This window comes from Arthrobacter sp. fls2-241-R2A-200, assembly GCF_030209745.1.
Taxonomy (GTDB): domain Bacteria; phylum Actinomycetota; class Actinomycetes; order Actinomycetales; family Micrococcaceae; genus Arthrobacter.
This window is the reverse complement of the sequence record NZ_JARVRJ010000011.1, coordinates 30,813-46,391: the sequence shown is the minus strand read 5'-3', so window position 1 is coordinate 46,391 and position 15,579 is coordinate 30,813. Positions and strand designations below refer to the sequence as shown.

Genomic DNA, 15,579 nt, shown 5'->3' with positions numbered 1-15,579 from the left:
CCGGTCCCGCGTCAATGAAGGCGGGACTAGTCCCGTTCCACCTCGACGCCGGCGTCTTCCATTTCCTCATACGCGTCGCTGAGGTCCTGGGCGATGCCGGCGGTGAGGCCTGCGACGACGGTGGTGGTGTACCCGGCCTGCACGGCATCGATCGCCGTTGCCTTGACGCAGTAATCCGTTGCCAAACCCACCACCACGACTTCTTCGACGTCGTGGCTTTGCAGCCAGTCATCCAATCCGATGGCGTCCTCATCGATTGCCTCTGGTTCCAGGGCACCGGCCTTGAGGTCGCCGGTGGGGACGTCGTCCTCGGGGGCCAGGATGCCCTCGAATCCGGAATAGGCCGCGGTGTACTGTCCCTTGCGGAAATAGGCTTGGATGTACTCCGGGTCCAAGTCCTCGTGCAGTTCCGCGCCTTTGGTCCGTGCACGGCAGTGCGGAGGCCAGGAGTCCACCATGTCCGGTTCGTCGGAGAAGTGGTTGCCGGGCTCTATGTGCCAGTCCTGGGTTGCCACGATGTGATCGAAGTTTTGCTGGTGGGCGTCGAGGTACTCCGTGATGGCAGCGGCTACGGCAGTTCCACCATCCACGGCCAACGCGCCGCCTTCACAGAAATCGTTTTGGACGTCAACAATGATCAGGGCGCGGGACATCAGTTCTCCTCGTACACAGTGGGGATGGCTGGCTCGCCTCGCTGCAACCGGTTCACGACCGGTGGCAACTCGGCCATGCTCGCGGTGTGGCGTTGCTTGGCACGGATGACGCCCTCGGGGCCTGTCCATCCGGGCAGGACCTGGCCGTTCTTGACGAACTGGTGCAGCAATGAGCGGTCGTTGCCGTCGTCCTCGGGACGGTGCCCGATGCCAACGAGCTCGTGGGTGGCGCGGCCGCGTTCGTTGAGCTTGCGGAGGGCGTATTTGCGCCCTCCCATGCTGACCTTGTTTTTGGCGGCCTTCGCTACCGGGATGAACTCGCCGGAGTCGTCGGTCCTGCTGACAAGCTTGTAGACCATGCTGGCCGTGGGAGCACCGGACCCCGTGACCAGCGAGGTCCCCACGCCATAGGAGTCGACCGGAGCCGCTTGGAGGGCTGCAATCGCGAACTCGTCCAGGTCCGAGGTCACCACGATCCGTGTGTTGACGTTCCCCAAGTCATCAAGCAATTGCCGCACCCACTGCGCTTGGGCAATGAGGTCACCGGAGTCCAGTCGGACCGCCCCCAGCTTGTCGCCGGCAAGTTCGACGGCGGTACGGACCGCTGTCTCGACGTCGTAGGTATCCACGAGCAGCGACGTCCCGGGACCGAACGCCGCGATTTGGGCCTCGAATGCCTCGCGCTCCGTGTCGTGGAGAAGAGTGAAGGAGTGCGCTGCCGTGCCGACTGTCTTGATGCCGTAGCGTCGTCCGGCCTCGAGGTTGGACGTGCTGGCAAAGCCTGCGATGACAGCGGCGCGTGCCGCCGCCGTCGCCGATTCTTCCTGGGTGCGCCGGGAGCCCATTTCGATGCATGGCCGCGAGCCGGCCGCCGAGGTCATCCGCGACGCCGCCGAGGCAATGGCGCTGTCGTGATTGAGGACCGAGAGAATGAATGTTTCCAGGATGCAAGCCTCGGCGAACGTGGACTCGACGATCAGGATGGGGGAGTTGGGGAAGTAGGCGTCGCCTTCGGCGTAACCCCAAATGTCGCCACTGAACTCGTAGTTGGCCAAGTAGTCCAACGTTTCCTGGTTGACCACGTTATTGCGCTCAAGGAAGGCCAGTTCGGCGTCTCCAAAGCGGAAGTCGGCAATGCCCTCCAGGAGGCGCCCGGTGCCTCCCACCACGCCGTAACGGCGGCCGTCCGGCAGGCGGCGCGCGAAAGCTTCGAAGACTGAGCGGCGATGCGCAGCACCTGAATGCAGGGCGGCCTGGAGCATCGTCAGTTCGTAGTGGTCGGTGTACAAGGAAGTTGCGGGGTGGTCCCAGGAAGAGGCTCTACTCACGGATTCACTCTAGTGCGCGCCGCCATAGAATGGACAGATGACCCCTAGCGTTGCGTACGGCACGGACATTGATCAGCGGACGGACACTGCACAACAGACCTCCACCGATGTCCTCACTGCTCCGGACATTCCTTGGAACCTCGTGATCTGGAACGATCCCGTCAACCTCATGAGTTACGTGAGTTATGTCTTCCAGAGCTATTTCGGCTACTCGGAGGCCAAATCGCACAAGCTCATGATGGAGGTCCACAAAAAGGGCCGGTCCATTGTGGCGCACGGCAGTAAGGAACAAGTGGAGCAGCATGCGGTAGCCATGCACGGGTTCGGCCTCTGGGCGACAGTTGAAAAGGCTGCCAGCGGCAACGAGACACCGGGAAAGGGCGGCCGCCAGCGTGGCTAAGGCATTCAAATACGGACTCAAGGGCATCACCGGGCACCTGGAACCGGCGGAGCGGGACTTGCTGCGCGGTTTGCTGGACGATGTCATCTCCATGCTGGAATCGGACGTGCGGGAAAACGAGGATCCGCTGGCAGCACTCATCGGCCTGGACATGGACGCCAAGAAGCCCAGCGATCGCGCCCTCCTGCGGCTCTTGCCCAACGTCATGAAAGACGACGACGCCGGTTCCCTCGAGTTCCGGCAGCTCACCGAGCGCTCTGTCAGGGAAAGCAAGATCGGCGCGCTCAAAGCCACCGCACTGGGCTTGGACAAGAACGACCTTGTCCTGACCGGTGAAGAGGCGGCCCGCTGGTCCATGGCCCTCAACGATGTGCGGCTGGTCCTGGCTGAGCGGTTGGACATCCGCGATGAGGCGGACGCCGACCACATCCACAGCATGCAGGACTGGAGCCAGGCTGAGGATGTGGAGAGCTACCTGGCCTTGGTCTATAACTTCACCACCTGGCTGCAAGAGTCTTTGGTGCAGTCGATGATCTCCGCCAGGCAGGCGCAGTCCTGATAGGAGATGCCGGCCCCGGACCGTCCGGTGTGACGCATCCGACACGAGGCGGTGGACACAGGTAATGGCCGGACACCAAGGGAAGCCTTATTCTCGAATAATTATGACTTCAGCATCGGGCAGTTCATCAGGCGACGCCCCCGTAGGGGCCCGTCCGATCGGGATCTTTGACTCCGGCGTCGGCGGCCTCACGGTGGCCCGCTCCATTATCGACCAGCTTCCCAATGAATCGATCCTCTACGTGGGTGATACCGCGAACGGTCCTTATGGGCCGCTGCCCATTGCCGAAGTGCGGGCCAATGCCCTCGGGGTCATGGACGAACTTGTGGATTCCGGCGTAAAGCTACTGACTATCGCCTGTAATTCCGCATCGGCGGCGGTGCTTCGTGACGCGCGCGAGCGGTATACCGCCCGGTACGGCATTCCCGTCATTGAGGTCATCCAACCGGCCGTGCGGAGGGCAGTCTCGGCCACGCGTTCGGGCAGGATCGGAGTTATCGGCACGTCCGCGACGGTAGGCTCCAGGGCGTATGAGGATACGTTCGCCGCGGCACCTGACCTCACCATTACCTCTGCAGCCTGTCCGGCGTTCGTGGAATTCGTTGAAGCCGGCATCACCACCGGGCCGGGCCTTCTGGCGGCTGCCAACGAATATCTCCAACCGCTCAAGGACGCGGGTGTGGACACTGTGGTGCTTGGGTGCACGCACTATCCCTTGTTGACCGGCGTTATCTCCCTCGTCATGGGCGAGGACGTGACACTGGTTTCCAGCGCCGAAGAAACAGCCAAGGACGTGTACCGGGCGCTGGCCACCCACGGAATCCAGCGGACGGCAGCCAGCGCGCCCAGCCACGAGTTCGTCGCTACCGGCGATGCCGCAGGTTTTGAAACACTTGCCAGGCGCTTCCTGGGCCCTGAAGTCCTTTCCGTGAAGCACGTGGACCACGTGGCGGCCCAATACCCCACCGGCAGTCTCGCCCGTATTACACCGGAAATGTTGCAAGCCGCCCGTGCTGGTTCCGGCCTGTCGCGGCGCTCCTACTTCGTCCAGCCGGACGGCCTCCCGCCCGTGGATCCCGCTACGGGCTTGGGACGTGGCCTGTGAAACTGACTATCGTCGGCTGCACCGGTTCGTTTCCCGGTCCCGGCTCACCGGCGTCGTGCTATCTGGTGACCGCCCACGACGGCGAACGTCAGTGGAAAATCGTGATGGACCTCGGCAGCGGGGCGCTCGGTGCCATCCAGCGGTACACGGATTTGGAGGACATCGACGCGATTTTCCTCACCCACCTGCATCCGGACCACTGCATGGACCTGTGCGGATTGCACGTGGCAGTCCGGTGGAAGCCGGGCGGCTGGGGCCGCGACAGGATCCCCGTGTGGGGTCCTGCCGCGACGGCGGACAGGATGGCTACCGCCTACGGGCTGGACTTGGATCCGGGCATGCACGAGGAATTCGATTTCACGCACTGGGCCGAGCGCCAGCCGGTAACGGTGGGGCCTTTCACGGTGACTCCCTTCGCGGTTAACCATCCGGTGGAGGAAGCCTATGGTTTGCGGGTCACTGCCACTGAACCCGGCAAAGACGGCGTAACGGTCACGCGCACGCTGGCCTATTCGGGTGACACTGATTCGTGTTCCGGCTTGGAAGACGCGGCGCGGGACGCGGATCTTTTCCTGTGTGAAGCAGCCTTCGAAGAAGGCCGCGATGACGCGATCAAGGATGTGCACCTGACGGGGAAGCGCGCGGGTGAGGCCGCCACGAATGCAGGTGCCAAGCGCCTGCTCCTGACGCACATTCCCGTGTGGACCTCCCACACCAAGGTGATGTCCGAGGCCAAGCCTGTCTTTTTGGGGGACGTTGCTGTGGCGGTCGCCGGAGTCCATTACACGATCTAGGCATGGCTAAGCTTGAGGCATGACTTCTGAAGCTACAGCCATACCCGTGACCCGCGCCGACGGCCGGACTCCTGACCAGCTCCGCCCCATCAGCATCACCCGGGGCTGGTCCAAGCAGGCCGAAGGTTCGGCGCTCATCGAGTTCGGCAACACCCGGGTGCTCTGCACGGCTTCCCTGACAGAGGGCGTGCCGAGGTGGCTCAAGGGTGAGGGCCGCGGCTGGGTCACGGCGGAATACGCCATGCTTCCCCGTGCAACCAACACCCGGTCCGCCCGTGAGTCCGTCAAGGGAAAAATCGGCGGCCGCACCCATGAAATTTCACGCTTGATCGGGCGATCGCTGCGCTCCATCATCGACACCAAGGCGCTGGGCGAGAACACGATAGTCCTGGACTGTGACGTCCTCCAGGCCGACGGCGGTACACGTACCGCGGCGATCACGGGCGCCTATGTGGCACTTGCCGAGGCCATCCGCTTCGCCCGCGAGAACAAGTTGATCGCCCGCAACGCCGAGCCGTTGGTGGATACCATCGCCGCAGTGTCCGTGGGAATTATTGATGGCGTGCCCATGCTGGACTTGCCGTACGTCGAAGATGTCCGGGCAGAGACCGACATGAACGTCGTGGTGACCGGCTCGGGCAAGTTCGTGGAAGTCCAAGGGACCGCGGAGGGTGCCCCGTTCGACCGTGACGAGCTCAACGCCTTGCTGGACCTCGCACTGCTCGGTACCAGCCAGTTGTCGGTCATCCAGCGCGAGACCCTGGCGGAAGCGCCGTGAGCGCTGACTTGTCCCAAGGCACAACTCCGCGCCTGGTCCTGGCCACGCACAACAAAGGCAAGTTGAAGGAACTGCGGGAGCTCCTGCGCGGCCAGGTGCCAGGGCTCGACGTCGACACCCAAGTGGTGGACGCCGGCGCGGTAGGGGCTCCGGACGTCGCCGAAACAGGAGTGACGTTCGCGGAAAATTCACTGCTGAAAGCGAGATCGGTGGCCATGGCCACCGGCCTGGTGGCAATTGCTGACGACTCCGGGTTAGCCGTGGACGTCCTTGGAGGCGCTCCCGGGATCTTTTCCGCACGCTGGTCAGGCCGGCACGGAGATGACGCGGCCAACCTGGACCTGCTCCTGGCCCAGCTTTCGGACATTCCGGATGCGTTCCGCGGGGCCGCGTTCGTGTGCGCCGCGGCCTTGGCCGTGCCCGGTCCCGACGGAGTACTGCACGAGACAGTGGAGTACGGCCAACTGGAGGGCACGTTGCTGCGGCACCCCCGCGGCGCAGGCGGATTTGGCTACGATCCCGTACTGCAGCCGGCCGGGATGGATCGAAGCTGCGCCGAGTTGAGCTCGGAGGAGAAGAACGCCATCAGCCATCGCGGTGAGGCATTCCGCGCTCTTATGCCCGCCATCGTTTCGGCGTTGTCTGGCGGCGTCGTCCCGCAGGGGTGACTCGGAGATGGAGGCTTAGCGGCCGCCTGCTGTGCCGCCGTCGTGGTCGTCGATGAATTCGTCCACGGGGGCGGTGCCGTTGGTGGCGGCCTTCCGCTTGGCGAAGAATCCGCGGGCCACTTCGATGGCGATCGGGATCACCGAAATCAACACGATGACGATGAAGATGAGGTCCAGATTGGCCCGGACCCAAGGGACGCTGTCGCCCAAGAGGTAGCCCAGGAGCGTCACTCCGCCGCCCCAGAGCACGGCACCGATGACGTTGAAGAGGAAGAACTTGCGCTTGTCGATCTGGGCTACCCCGACGATCACGGGCACGAACGTGCGGATGATCGGCACGAACCGGGCGAGGATGAGTGCTTTTCCGCCGTGCTTCTCAAAGAACGCGTGCGCGCTTTGGACATTTTCCCTCTTGAAGAGCCGGGAGTTCGGACGGTTGAAGATGGCGGGTCCCGCTTTGGCCCCAATGAGGTAGCCGGCCTGGTTGCCGATCACCGCAGAGACGATGACCAGCGCCGCGAGACCCCAAATATTGAATTTGATGGTTCCCGTTGCCACCAGCAGGCCGGCGGTGAAAAGCATCGAATCGCCCGGGAGGAAGAATCCCACCAGCAGGCCGGTTTCGGCGAAGATGATGCCGCATACCAGGAGCACGACCCACGGAGCCAAAGCCGGATCGGCCAGGAAAACTTGGGGGTCCAGCCAACCGGGCAGGAACGAGCCCATAGGCGGCCGCACCGGTCCGGCGCCTCCGAACATGGATACGGCAAGGTGGTTCACAGCTGAAAGGATCACCCTTCAAGCCTACTTGACCGCCGTCGTCGTTCGATTTCCGCGGTGAGCCGCGCGGACCGGGCGGGGGTTTGGAACTGTAATATTGTCCGGTGGCCTTGGACTTTACTGCGATCGACTTCGAAACAGCCAACGGTTTCAGGGGGTCGCCCTGTTCTGTTGGGCTCAGCAAGGTCCGCGGGGGCGTAGTTGTGGAGGAAGCCTCATGGCTGATGCGTCCGCCGGAAAACCACGACCACTTCGAGTTTCACAACACGCGAATCCACGGCATCAGGGCTGAAGACGTAGCCGGCCGGCCGCGGTTCGGGGAGCTCTTTCCGGAAATCGGGGCGTTCATCGGTGGAGACATCCTTGCCGCGCACAACGCCGCCTTCGATCTCGGCGTCATCCGGTCGGGCTTGGAAGTTTCCGGCCTCCCTGGTCCTGCCTACGAGTTCGTCTGCACGGTGATGCTGTCCCGCCGTTGCTATTCTTTGGTGTCCAACTCCTTGCCCTACGCAGCAGAGGAAGCCGGAGTGCCACTGGTCAATCACCACGACGCCGCCGAGGATGCCCGGGCTTGCGCCGGAATCTTGGTGGACATCGCGCGTCGCAACAACGCCAACAGCATCGCCGAACTCTACCTTTCGTTGGGCCTTACCGTGCCCCAACAACCAGCCTTCGACCCGTCGGCCGGGTTGTCCAAAGCAACTCTTTCAGCCCTCGCAGCCAGGCTGGGCACCAGCGCGGACGGAACCGCCGGCAAGGGCTCGGTGGGACAACGTGATGCCCGCTCCGGTGCTTGGTCCACTTGGCGCGAGGAAGGGCCGAATCCGGTGCCCAACGCCGCTGCTGAGCCCGGGCACCCGCTTTTTGGCGAAACCGTGGTCTTCACCGGAGACCTTGCCATCCCCCGGCCCGAAGCGAAGTCCCGGGCTGCGGATATGGGTGCTCGCCCGGAGAGCAGGGTTACTGCACGGACCACGGTGTTGGTGGTTGGGGATGGCTTCGTCGCGGGGGACCTCCGGGCAGGGCGGCTGACGGGCAAGGCCAAGCGGGTACTGGAACTGCACGCCAAGGGGCAGCAGATCGAGGTTGTCTCCGAGGGGGAATTCCTGCAGATGGTGGGCGGGAACTAGCGGCCGGTCACCCCGTGGTGACGGCGATCAGCCTCGAGGCCATCCCTTGGACCACCTCACTGCCTTCGAGCACCTCCAGCCACTCGGACGGCAAGCATTGTTCGCCGTAGAAGGCGCCGAGGATGTTCCCGGCGATGGACGCCGTCGAATCGCTGTCACCGTTGTGGTTAACCGCGACGCCAATGGCACTGCGGAAGTGCCCGGTAGGTTCGCTCCCGCTGGTCGAAAGAACTGCGTAAAGCCCGACGGCGAGGGCCTCCTCGGCGACCCATCCCTCACCCAGCGCCGCGGTCAACTCCTCGGGCGGCGTGACAGAGGGCTGGTCCGAAAGTTGGATCGCCGTTCTGAGGCGGTCCGGGAGCTCCGGGGCCTTGGTGGGCGACTGCTCGATGTGGTCCAGCGCTGCCTCGGCGGAGCTCCGGATGCTGGAGCCAGCCACGATTTTGTGAATCAGGAGGCTGAAGACGGCTGCGCTTAGCCGTGCGGAAGGGTGGCCATGGGTCAACGAGGCGGCATCGGAACTGAGCTTGTAGACCGTTTCGGGGGAGATGTGCGGGATGAGCCCGAACGGTGCTGAGCGCATCACTGTACCGGAGCCCTTGGAGTCGGGATTTACGGGGCGGGCCACGGTTCCCATCTGGCCGGATGCCAGGCCGCTGATGCAGTCCTCTGCCGGCGCGCGGCGTTGCCGAAGAACCTCCTGCTGGTCGATCCAGCGGGGTTGGGGGACAGGGGCGGAGGAACTCGGAGCGACGCCTTGGGTTGTGAGCCACCGCAAATAAGCAAGCCAGAGGCACGCGAGTTCGTCGGCAGCGACGCCGTCGTTGGCCCATTCCAACGCTTCAACAAGCCCATCGACGGTGTAGAGCGTCATTTGAGTGTCGTCCGAGAAGTGGCCACCGCCGTCGAGCTGTTCAAAGGAGGTGAGGCCCTCTTGGCCGTACTGTGCACGGATCGCGGACAGTGATTCAAACTCCACGGCGTAGCCCAGGGCGTCACCCAAAGCACCACCGAGCAGTGCTCCCCGGACGCGGGATTCGAAGGTTGGAGGGACGGGCGTGGAAGCGTGAACACTCATGCCAGTAACTTACCGTGGCCCGCGCACCCGCTGATATGGTGGGGAAGCTTCCCCGACCGCTTGAACCCTGGAGAAACGACGTGCGTGAACCTGCTTGGCGACGGACGGGCAAGACTCCCGATTACAGGTTTTCGCTCGCCAATGAGCGCACCTTCCTGGCATGGATACGAACCTCGCTTGCCCTGCTTGCCGGTGCTATCGCGATTGACCAGTTGGCGCCGAACATCGCTCCGCAACCCGTGCGGATCATCCTTTGCGTGGTGCTTTCCTTCATCGGGGCCGGCCTCGCGGTCCTGTCCTACCGCAGGTGGGGCCTGATGGAAGCTGCGATGCGTAACAACCAGGCGTTGCCGTTTTCCCGCGTCCTGCTATTCATGACCATTGTGGTGGCAGTGGCTGCTATTGGTTTCGCCGTCTTGATCCTCCTGGCCCGGTGAAGATGGACCTCCGGGATCCAGGGCTTCAACCTGAACGCACCACCTTGGCGTGGCGGCGGACGCTGATCTCGCTGGTGGTGGTGGACCTGTTTATCTGGCGCCGGTGGCTCTCGGGGCTCGCCGGAGCCCACCCGGGGTTCGACTATCAAGGGCTCTGTGCGCTGGTGGCTGCTGCTGCGACCGTGGTCCTTGCCTCAGTGGTGTGGGTTCGCTCACGCGAACTCCATCATGACAACCGGGCAGCGCATAACCAGGCAGCGCATACCCACGCGGCGCATACCCAGGCAGCGCATACCCCGGCGGCGTCCCGCAGGTTGGTGCTTTCCAGCACGCTGGCGGTCATGGCGCTGGGCGGGGCCGTCATCGCGGCCATCGCCTCGGGCGGCTAAGCTCGTCATCAGGCCCCGGCAGGCCAAGGTCCAGCAACTGCACAGCTTCGGCTGGCAAGATGCGTTGGGGCCAGCACCCACTGCTCCGGTCACCCCGTACTCCGGTCACCCGCATTTCACCAGCAAACTTTAAGGATCCATCCGCCATGACCACTCCCGTATTGGACACCGCCGACCGCAGCCCGGGACTCCTGGCCCGGGCGTCGGCTGAAGCCCTCGGATCGATGTTTGTGGTGCTCGTGGCGGCCGGTGTGGCAGTTTTTTCCACGCCCGCTTCTGCTCCTGTTCCCACTGCCTTGGCTGCCGGCCTGACAGTGACCGCCGCGATGTTTGCCTTCGGGCATGTCTCCGGTGGGCACTTCAACCCCGTCGTCACGGTGGGCAACTTCATAGCAGGCCGTATCCGGGCAGTAGCCGCGCTCGCCTACGTGGTGGCGCAGGTCGTCGGTAGCATTCTCGGCGCGGCGCTCGTCTACTTCGTGGTGTTGACGGTGCCTGTCCTCACTGACGCGAGGAAAGCCTTCGACGCCGCAGCTCCTGGTTTTGGGGAGCACTCCTTGGCGCAAACCCAGATGGCTGGCGTTCTTTTGGTTGAGGTCATCGGTGCGGCGCTGATCGTCGCTGTTTTCCTTGGCTCCACCGTGGGCAGCCGCGCACTGCCGTCCGCAGCACCCATTGCTGTTGGCCTGACCATGGCAGTCCTGCTCCAATTCGGCCAGGTCTTGGGTAACCTCCCCTTCAATCCTGCCCGTGCTACAGCCCAGGCTTTCTTCAGCGATTCGTGGGCGTTGGGGAGCTTGTGGCTGTTTTGGGTGGCCCCCGTCATGGGCGCCGTCCTGGCGGGCCTGACGTTCCGTGGGTTACGCGACGCTTCCTCGGCCAAGGCCGCCAAAGAGGCCAGCGCTGACGCCGTGGTTCCCTCGGCCCCGGTGGCTCGCGTGGAGAACAGGAACGCTTCGGAGGACGAGGATTCGAACGTTTCGGAGCGACTCGACGATGACGACCTGGCCCAAACCGGCTCCGTTGAGTCCGGTACGGTCGCGACCGCAACCTCGCGGACTCAGGCAACATCAACTGATGAGGCGCGCGAGTTTTTCGACGGCAAGAGAGGCTAGCAACCGCCAGGGCTCGACGACGGATGGCTCGCCTTCCTCTTTTTGTCGGTGCCCCCGGTTAACTTGGGAACATGAGGTTACTCCACACATCCGATTGGCATCTGGGCCGCTCATTCCACGGCGTTGGCATGCTGGAAGCGCAGCGCGGCTTCGTGGACCAGTTGGTCGCGTTCGTTGTGTCGGCCGGGGTGGATGTGGTCCTGATAGCGGGGGACGTCTACGATCGCGCGTTGCCGGGCCTTGACGTTGTCAAGTTGTTGGACGAGGCCTTGGTCCGGATCACCGAAGCCGGGGCCCGTGTGGTACTCACCAGCGGCAACCACGATTCCGCCATCCGGCTCGGTTTTGCTTCCCGCCTCTTGGAACGCGGGGGAGTGCACCTCAGGACGCGGATCGAGGACTTGGATGTCCCGGTTGTCCTGCCGCTGGACCCGGAGCGGTCTGTGGAGTCGGGACAGTCTCCGGACCAGGAACAGCCTGTGGACCCGGAACAGCCCGCCAAGGGCGTTGTCGCCATTTATGGCATCCCGTACTTGGAACCCCGGCTCGTAGCCGACGGCCTGGGAGTGGAGAACGCCAGCCACTTTGACGTTACGTTCGAAGCCGTACGGAGGATCCGGGCCGACGTCGAGCGCCGGCGCGCGCTGGGCCCGGTGCACCCTGTGGTCCTCGCCCACACCTTTGCCTCCGGCGGGGTCACGTCGGAAAGTGAGCGGGACCTGAGCATCGGCGGCCTCGGTGCAGTACCACTCGATCTCTTTAAGGGCTTCACCTACACTGCCTTGGGCCACCTCCACGGGCGGCAGGAGTTGGGCCACAATGTGCGTTATTCGGGCTCGCCGTTGGCCTACTCATTCTCGGAAGCAAACCATCGCAAGGGCGCTTGGTTGCTGGACATAGAACCCGGGGGCGAGGCAGGAGGGCCGGGCGCCGTGGCGGTCCAGGAAGTGACGTGGCAAGAGCACAAGGCATTGGCAGTATTGCGCGGACAGTTGGGGGAGCTTCTGGAGTCTCCCGAGCACGCGTGGGCAGAGTCGGCCTACTGCCAGGTCACGTTGACTGACACCCAGCGCCCAACCCAGGCGATGGAGCAGGTGAGGTCACGTTTCCCGGACACCCTTGTTTTGGTTTTCGACCCCGACGACGCTGGGGTGCGGAGCAAGGAAAGCTACAGCCGCAGGTTAGCTGATGCCAGGGACGACCTCGAGGTCTGTTGCGGGTTCCTGGAGCACGTTCGCGGGCGGGAGCCCGGCAACGCGGAAGTAGCCGCATTACGTGAGGCCTTGGAGGCTGCCAGGGTAGCGGAGGCGGAGCTATGAGGATCCATCGCCTGGACTTGGAGGCTTTCGGGCCCTTTGCTGCAAAACAGCACATCGACTTTGATCAATTGGGCGCCCAGGGTTTGTTCCTCCTGAACGGAGCCACGGGAGCGGGCAAAACCAGCGTCCTCGACGCGATCTGTTTCGCCCTCTATGGCTCCGTGCCGGGTGCACGCCAAGAGGGAAAGCGCCTCCGCAGCGACCACGCCGCTCCAGGGGTGGAACCGCACGTTGTCTGCGAATTCTCGGCCCGGGGCCGTCGGTTCGAGGTGACCCGGTCTCCCGCCTGGGACAGGCCCAGCGCACGTGGCCGCAAGGGCTTCACCACCCAACAGGCCAAGACCCTCCTGCGTGAACGAGTGGCGGGAAGCTGGATAGAGAAGTCATCCCGGAATGATGAAGTGGGTGCCGAGCTCTCCGATGTTCTCGGTATGGATCGCGATCAGTTCACGCGCGTGGTGATGTTGCCCCAGGGTGATTTCGCCGCTTTCCTGCGGTCGAAGGCCGGCGACCGGCTTGATCTCCTGCAGAAACTCTTCGGTACCCAGCGCTTCGAGGCAGTCGAGAAGCAAGTAGCGCTCCAAGCCGCGGAAGCTGCACGGGCGGTAGAAGAGAACGCAAGGCACCTCGATAACCTTCTTGACAGGGCAGCTGGGGAAAGGGATCACCTCGGCCTTCCTGCTTCCGGCGAGGCTGGCGGTTCCGCCGTCGAACTCGATCAAGCTGCCCGCGCAACGGAGCCGGAGGCATGGCTTGAAGCGCTGGAGGCCGAAATAGCGGCGGAAACTGAACGACGGCAAGGTCATGCAACGCTAGCGGAGGCCCGCGCCAGGCAACGTGAGGAGCAGTTGCAGCACGACGTGCAAAAAGCGCAGCGCCACGCCCGCCTCGCGGCCGGAATGCAACGGCGGGTGTTGCTGGAGTTGGCAGCACCGCCTGCGCTCGAAAAGAAAGACAAGCTCGCCCGGCACCGTCGCGCGGCCGTCCTCAGCGGGCATCTGGAAGCACTTGAAACCGCCGTCGGCATATTCCACGCCGCGCGTGACCGTAAGGATCACGCCGTGGAGCGCTTGGAGGCGGCCGCCTTGGACGTGTCGGATCCCAAAGCCGTCCTAGAAACCACCAAAACCACCCTGGCCGTTTTGGACGCCAGATTGCCCGATGAGCAGCGCCTGGAGCAGATTACCTCCAAGCTGGCCTCCAGGCGCGACGAGCTGGAACGGCTGGGGGCGACTGCCGGCGAGGCGGCCGCCGCTCTGGAGGAACTCACGGCGGAACAAACAGCCGTTGCCGCAGGCATCGAGCTGCTCGAGCCCGTGGCGGCCCGCCTTGCGGAAGCCCAACGTGAGGCGGAAGCGGCAGAGCACCATGTGAACCTCGTGATCCGACACGCTGCCTCCTTGCAGGAATTGAACGTTCTTACGGAGCGCCACGCTCAGGCCCGCACTGAGTCCCAGGATCTCCGGCAAGCTTGGCTCGATGTAAGGGAAGCGCGGCTGGCAAATGCCGCCGGTGAACTCGCTGCCGCCCTGATTCCGGGGCAACCCTGTGCCGTCTGCGGCAGCCACGACCATCCTTTCCCTGCTGCCGCCGCCCAGTCCGCCCTGAGCATCGCCCAAGACGAGCAAGAGGCCGAGCGCGCCTTCCAAGCAAGCGAGCAAGTCCTCGGACAGATCGCAGCGGACCTCTCAGCAGCGACGGAACGGGTCGCAGGCCTCGCTGCCCAAGGAGGTTCGGATGAGCTCGATGAAGCTGAACGCCGCTTGGCGTCCTCGAAAGCGGCTGTGGTGGAGGCGCGCGAGGCTTCCCAGGCCCTGGAGAAACTTCGAGCCGAGCACGAGTTGCTCACGGGCCGCATCGTCCTGGTGAAGGAACAACTCACCGAGACCAGGCAGGCATCCCTGCAAGCCTCGTCCGCGGCAGCCATGCTGCAGGAACAGCTCGTTGCTTTGGAAGCAACACTCACAACGCTGAGGCAGGACTTTCCGAGCCTGTGGGAACGCTCCGAAGCCCTCTCTGCACAACGGATGCTCCTTCAAACCGCCGTCGACGCCGTCGCTGAGTTTGACCACGCCGAGAAGGCCCGTTCGGAGGCCGCAGCAGCGCTGGATAAGGCGCTTCCCGGGGCCGGGTTCGCATCAGCGGGGGACGCGCGCCGGGAGCTCTTATCGGCCTCCGACGTCGTGGCGTTGGAGACGGATTTGGCGGAGTTCGACGCCGAGGCAGCGCGAATTGAGGAATTGTTTGCCAGCGAGGACCTTTCCCTTGCTTCCAAGGAAGTTGGCATCGGCGACCTCCCATTGCCTGCGGCCGAGTTGGACGCGGCCCGGGCCGCAGCTGCAGTGGCCGGTGAGGAGGCCCGCGAGGTGGCGCTCGCGGCAGGTCTTGCGGAGAAGGCTGCGAAGTCGGTGAGCCGTATCCGGGCGGAGTACGTGGAGGCAGCCCAGTCAGGGAAGGAACCGCGGCAACGGGCTGGCATGCTCTCCGGGCTGGCAGAGACTGTCCGCGGTGCCGGTGAGAACAGCTACCGAATGAGCCTGAACAGTTACGTGCTTGCTGCCCGGCTTGAACAGGTGGCTGTCGCTGCATCGGAGAGGCTTGTTGCCATGAGCGATGGCCGGTACACGTTGCAGCATACAGACGCGCGCGCCGCCCGCAACCAAAAGTCCGGCCTCGGGCTTGAAGTGGTGGATGAATGGACAGGACAGCAAAGGGACACGGCCACGTTGTCCGGTGGTGAATCCTTTATGGCCTCGTTGGCGTTGGCGCTTGGGCTGGCGGACGTAGTGCAACAAGAAGCCGGCGGCGTTGACATCGAAACGTTGTTTGTCGATGAAGGCTTCGGCAGCCTTGACGAGCAAGCGCTGGAACAAGTCATGGATGCCTTGGAGGGGCTGCGCGACGGCGGCAGGGTCGTAGGACTGGTCAGCCATGTAGCTGAGATGAAACAGCGCATCCAAACCCAGTTGCAGGTGGTCAAGGGCAGGCATGGGTCCAGTGTCCACATCGCCGGTGCCGGTCCGAGCTAAGGCCGATCCGATAGACT

The 15,579-nt window shown here is 64.0% G+C and carries 16 protein-coding genes; 12 read left to right on the top strand and 4 right to left on the bottom strand.

Features of this window, described 5'->3' with window-relative positions; all coding sequences use genetic code 11:
- Positions 1-26: 26 nt before the first annotated feature.
- Together QRN42_RS13465 and QRN42_RS13460 are read right to left on the bottom strand one after the other, a co-directional pair.
- Positions 27-653, bottom strand: coding sequence for an isochorismatase family protein (locus tag QRN42_RS13465; protein ID WP_284979667.1), 627 nt, complete (start codon positions 651-653; stop codon positions 27-29).
- Positions 653-1,981, bottom strand: a complete 1,329-nt coding sequence (locus QRN42_RS13460) for a nicotinate phosphoribosyltransferase (protein ID WP_284979666.1) — start codon at positions 1,979-1,981, stop codon at positions 653-655. Before QRN42_RS13460 ends, QRN42_RS13465 begins: the two co-directional genes overlap by 1 nt.
- A 37-nt stretch (positions 1,982-2,018) precedes the next feature.
- On the opposite strand from QRN42_RS13460, the gene clpS reads away from it, so the two are divergent.
- The 6 genes from clpS (at position 2,019) to rdgB (ending at position 6,285) form a co-directional block, all read left to right on the top strand.
- The gene (gene clpS, locus QRN42_RS13455; RefSeq protein WP_284975370.1) at positions 2,019-2,381 is read left to right on the top strand and encodes an ATP-dependent Clp protease adapter ClpS; all 363 of its coding nucleotides are present in this window, start codon (positions 2,019-2,021) and stop codon (positions 2,379-2,381) included.
- Positions 2,374-2,940, top strand: coding sequence for a DUF2017 domain-containing protein (locus tag QRN42_RS13450; RefSeq protein WP_284975371.1), 567 nt, complete (start codon positions 2,374-2,376; stop codon positions 2,938-2,940). Before clpS ends, QRN42_RS13450 begins: the two co-directional genes overlap by 8 nt.
- 103 nt (positions 2,941-3,043) lie before the next feature.
- On the top strand, positions 3,044-4,045 hold the full coding sequence (murI, locus tag QRN42_RS13445; RefSeq protein WP_284979665.1) for a glutamate racemase: 1,002 nt from the start codon (positions 3,044-3,046) through the stop codon (positions 4,043-4,045).
- Positions 4,042-4,839, top strand: coding sequence for an MBL fold metallo-hydrolase (locus QRN42_RS13440; RefSeq protein ID WP_284979664.1), 798 nt, complete (start codon positions 4,042-4,044; stop codon positions 4,837-4,839). The genes murI and QRN42_RS13440 overlap by 4 nt, the downstream gene beginning before the upstream one ends.
- A gap of 19 nt (positions 4,840-4,858) precedes the next feature.
- Positions 4,859-5,617: a ribonuclease PH gene (gene rph / locus QRN42_RS13435; RefSeq protein ID WP_284979663.1), complete on the top strand. Its 759-nt coding sequence runs from the start codon at positions 4,859-4,861 to the stop codon at positions 5,615-5,617.
- Entirely contained in the window at positions 5,614-6,285 is a 672-nt protein-coding gene (gene rdgB, locus QRN42_RS13430) for an RdgB/HAM1 family non-canonical purine NTP pyrophosphatase (RefSeq protein ID WP_284979662.1), read from the top strand. The genes rph and rdgB overlap by 4 nt, the downstream gene beginning before the upstream one ends.
- Before the next feature lie 15 nt (positions 6,286-6,300).
- On the opposite strand, the gene QRN42_RS13425 is transcribed toward rdgB, so the two are convergent.
- Positions 6,301-7,065 carry a VTT domain-containing protein gene (locus tag QRN42_RS13425; RefSeq protein WP_284979787.1) on the bottom strand — a complete coding sequence of 255 codons (765 nt, stop codon included), beginning with the start codon at positions 7,063-7,065 and terminating at the stop codon, positions 6,301-6,303.
- 104 nt (positions 7,066-7,169) lie between these two features.
- Between QRN42_RS13425 and QRN42_RS13420 the strand changes: the two genes are divergently transcribed.
- A complete protein-coding gene (locus tag QRN42_RS13420) occupies positions 7,170-8,195 on the top strand; it encodes a 3'-5' exonuclease (RefSeq protein ID WP_284979661.1) in 1,026 nt (341 codons plus the stop codon).
- Positions 8,196-8,202: 7 nt separating this feature from the next.
- Here QRN42_RS13420 and QRN42_RS13415 read toward each other — a convergent pair whose 3' ends face one another.
- Entirely contained in the window at positions 8,203-9,273 is a 1,071-nt protein-coding gene (locus QRN42_RS13415) for an ADP-ribosylglycohydrolase family protein (RefSeq protein ID WP_284979660.1), read from the bottom strand.
- 80 nt (positions 9,274-9,353) lie between these two features.
- On the opposite strand from QRN42_RS13415, the gene QRN42_RS13410 reads away from it, so the two are divergent.
- From QRN42_RS13410 to QRN42_RS13390, 5 genes are all read left to right on the top strand, one after another.
- Entirely contained in the window at positions 9,354-9,710 is a 357-nt protein-coding gene (locus QRN42_RS13410; protein ID WP_284979659.1) for a YidH family protein, read from the top strand.
- 2 nt (positions 9,711-9,712) lie between these two features.
- Positions 9,713-10,099, top strand: a complete 387-nt coding sequence (locus tag QRN42_RS13405) for a DUF202 domain-containing protein (protein ID WP_284979786.1) — start codon at positions 9,713-9,715, stop codon at positions 10,097-10,099.
- A gap of 146 nt (positions 10,100-10,245) precedes the next feature.
- On the top strand, positions 10,246-11,214 hold the full coding sequence (locus tag QRN42_RS13400) for an aquaporin (RefSeq protein WP_284979658.1): 969 nt from the start codon (positions 10,246-10,248) through the stop codon (positions 11,212-11,214).
- A gap of 71 nt (positions 11,215-11,285) precedes the next feature.
- Positions 11,286-12,533 (top strand): exonuclease SbcCD subunit D, encoded by a 1,248-nt coding sequence (locus tag QRN42_RS13395; RefSeq protein WP_284979657.1) that lies wholly within the window; start codon positions 11,286-11,288, stop codon positions 12,531-12,533.
- A complete protein-coding gene (locus tag QRN42_RS13390; RefSeq protein WP_284979656.1) occupies positions 12,530-15,562 on the top strand; it encodes an AAA family ATPase in 3,033 nt (1,010 codons plus the stop codon). Before QRN42_RS13395 ends, QRN42_RS13390 begins: the two co-directional genes overlap by 4 nt.
- Positions 15,563-15,579 lie beyond the last annotated feature (17 nt).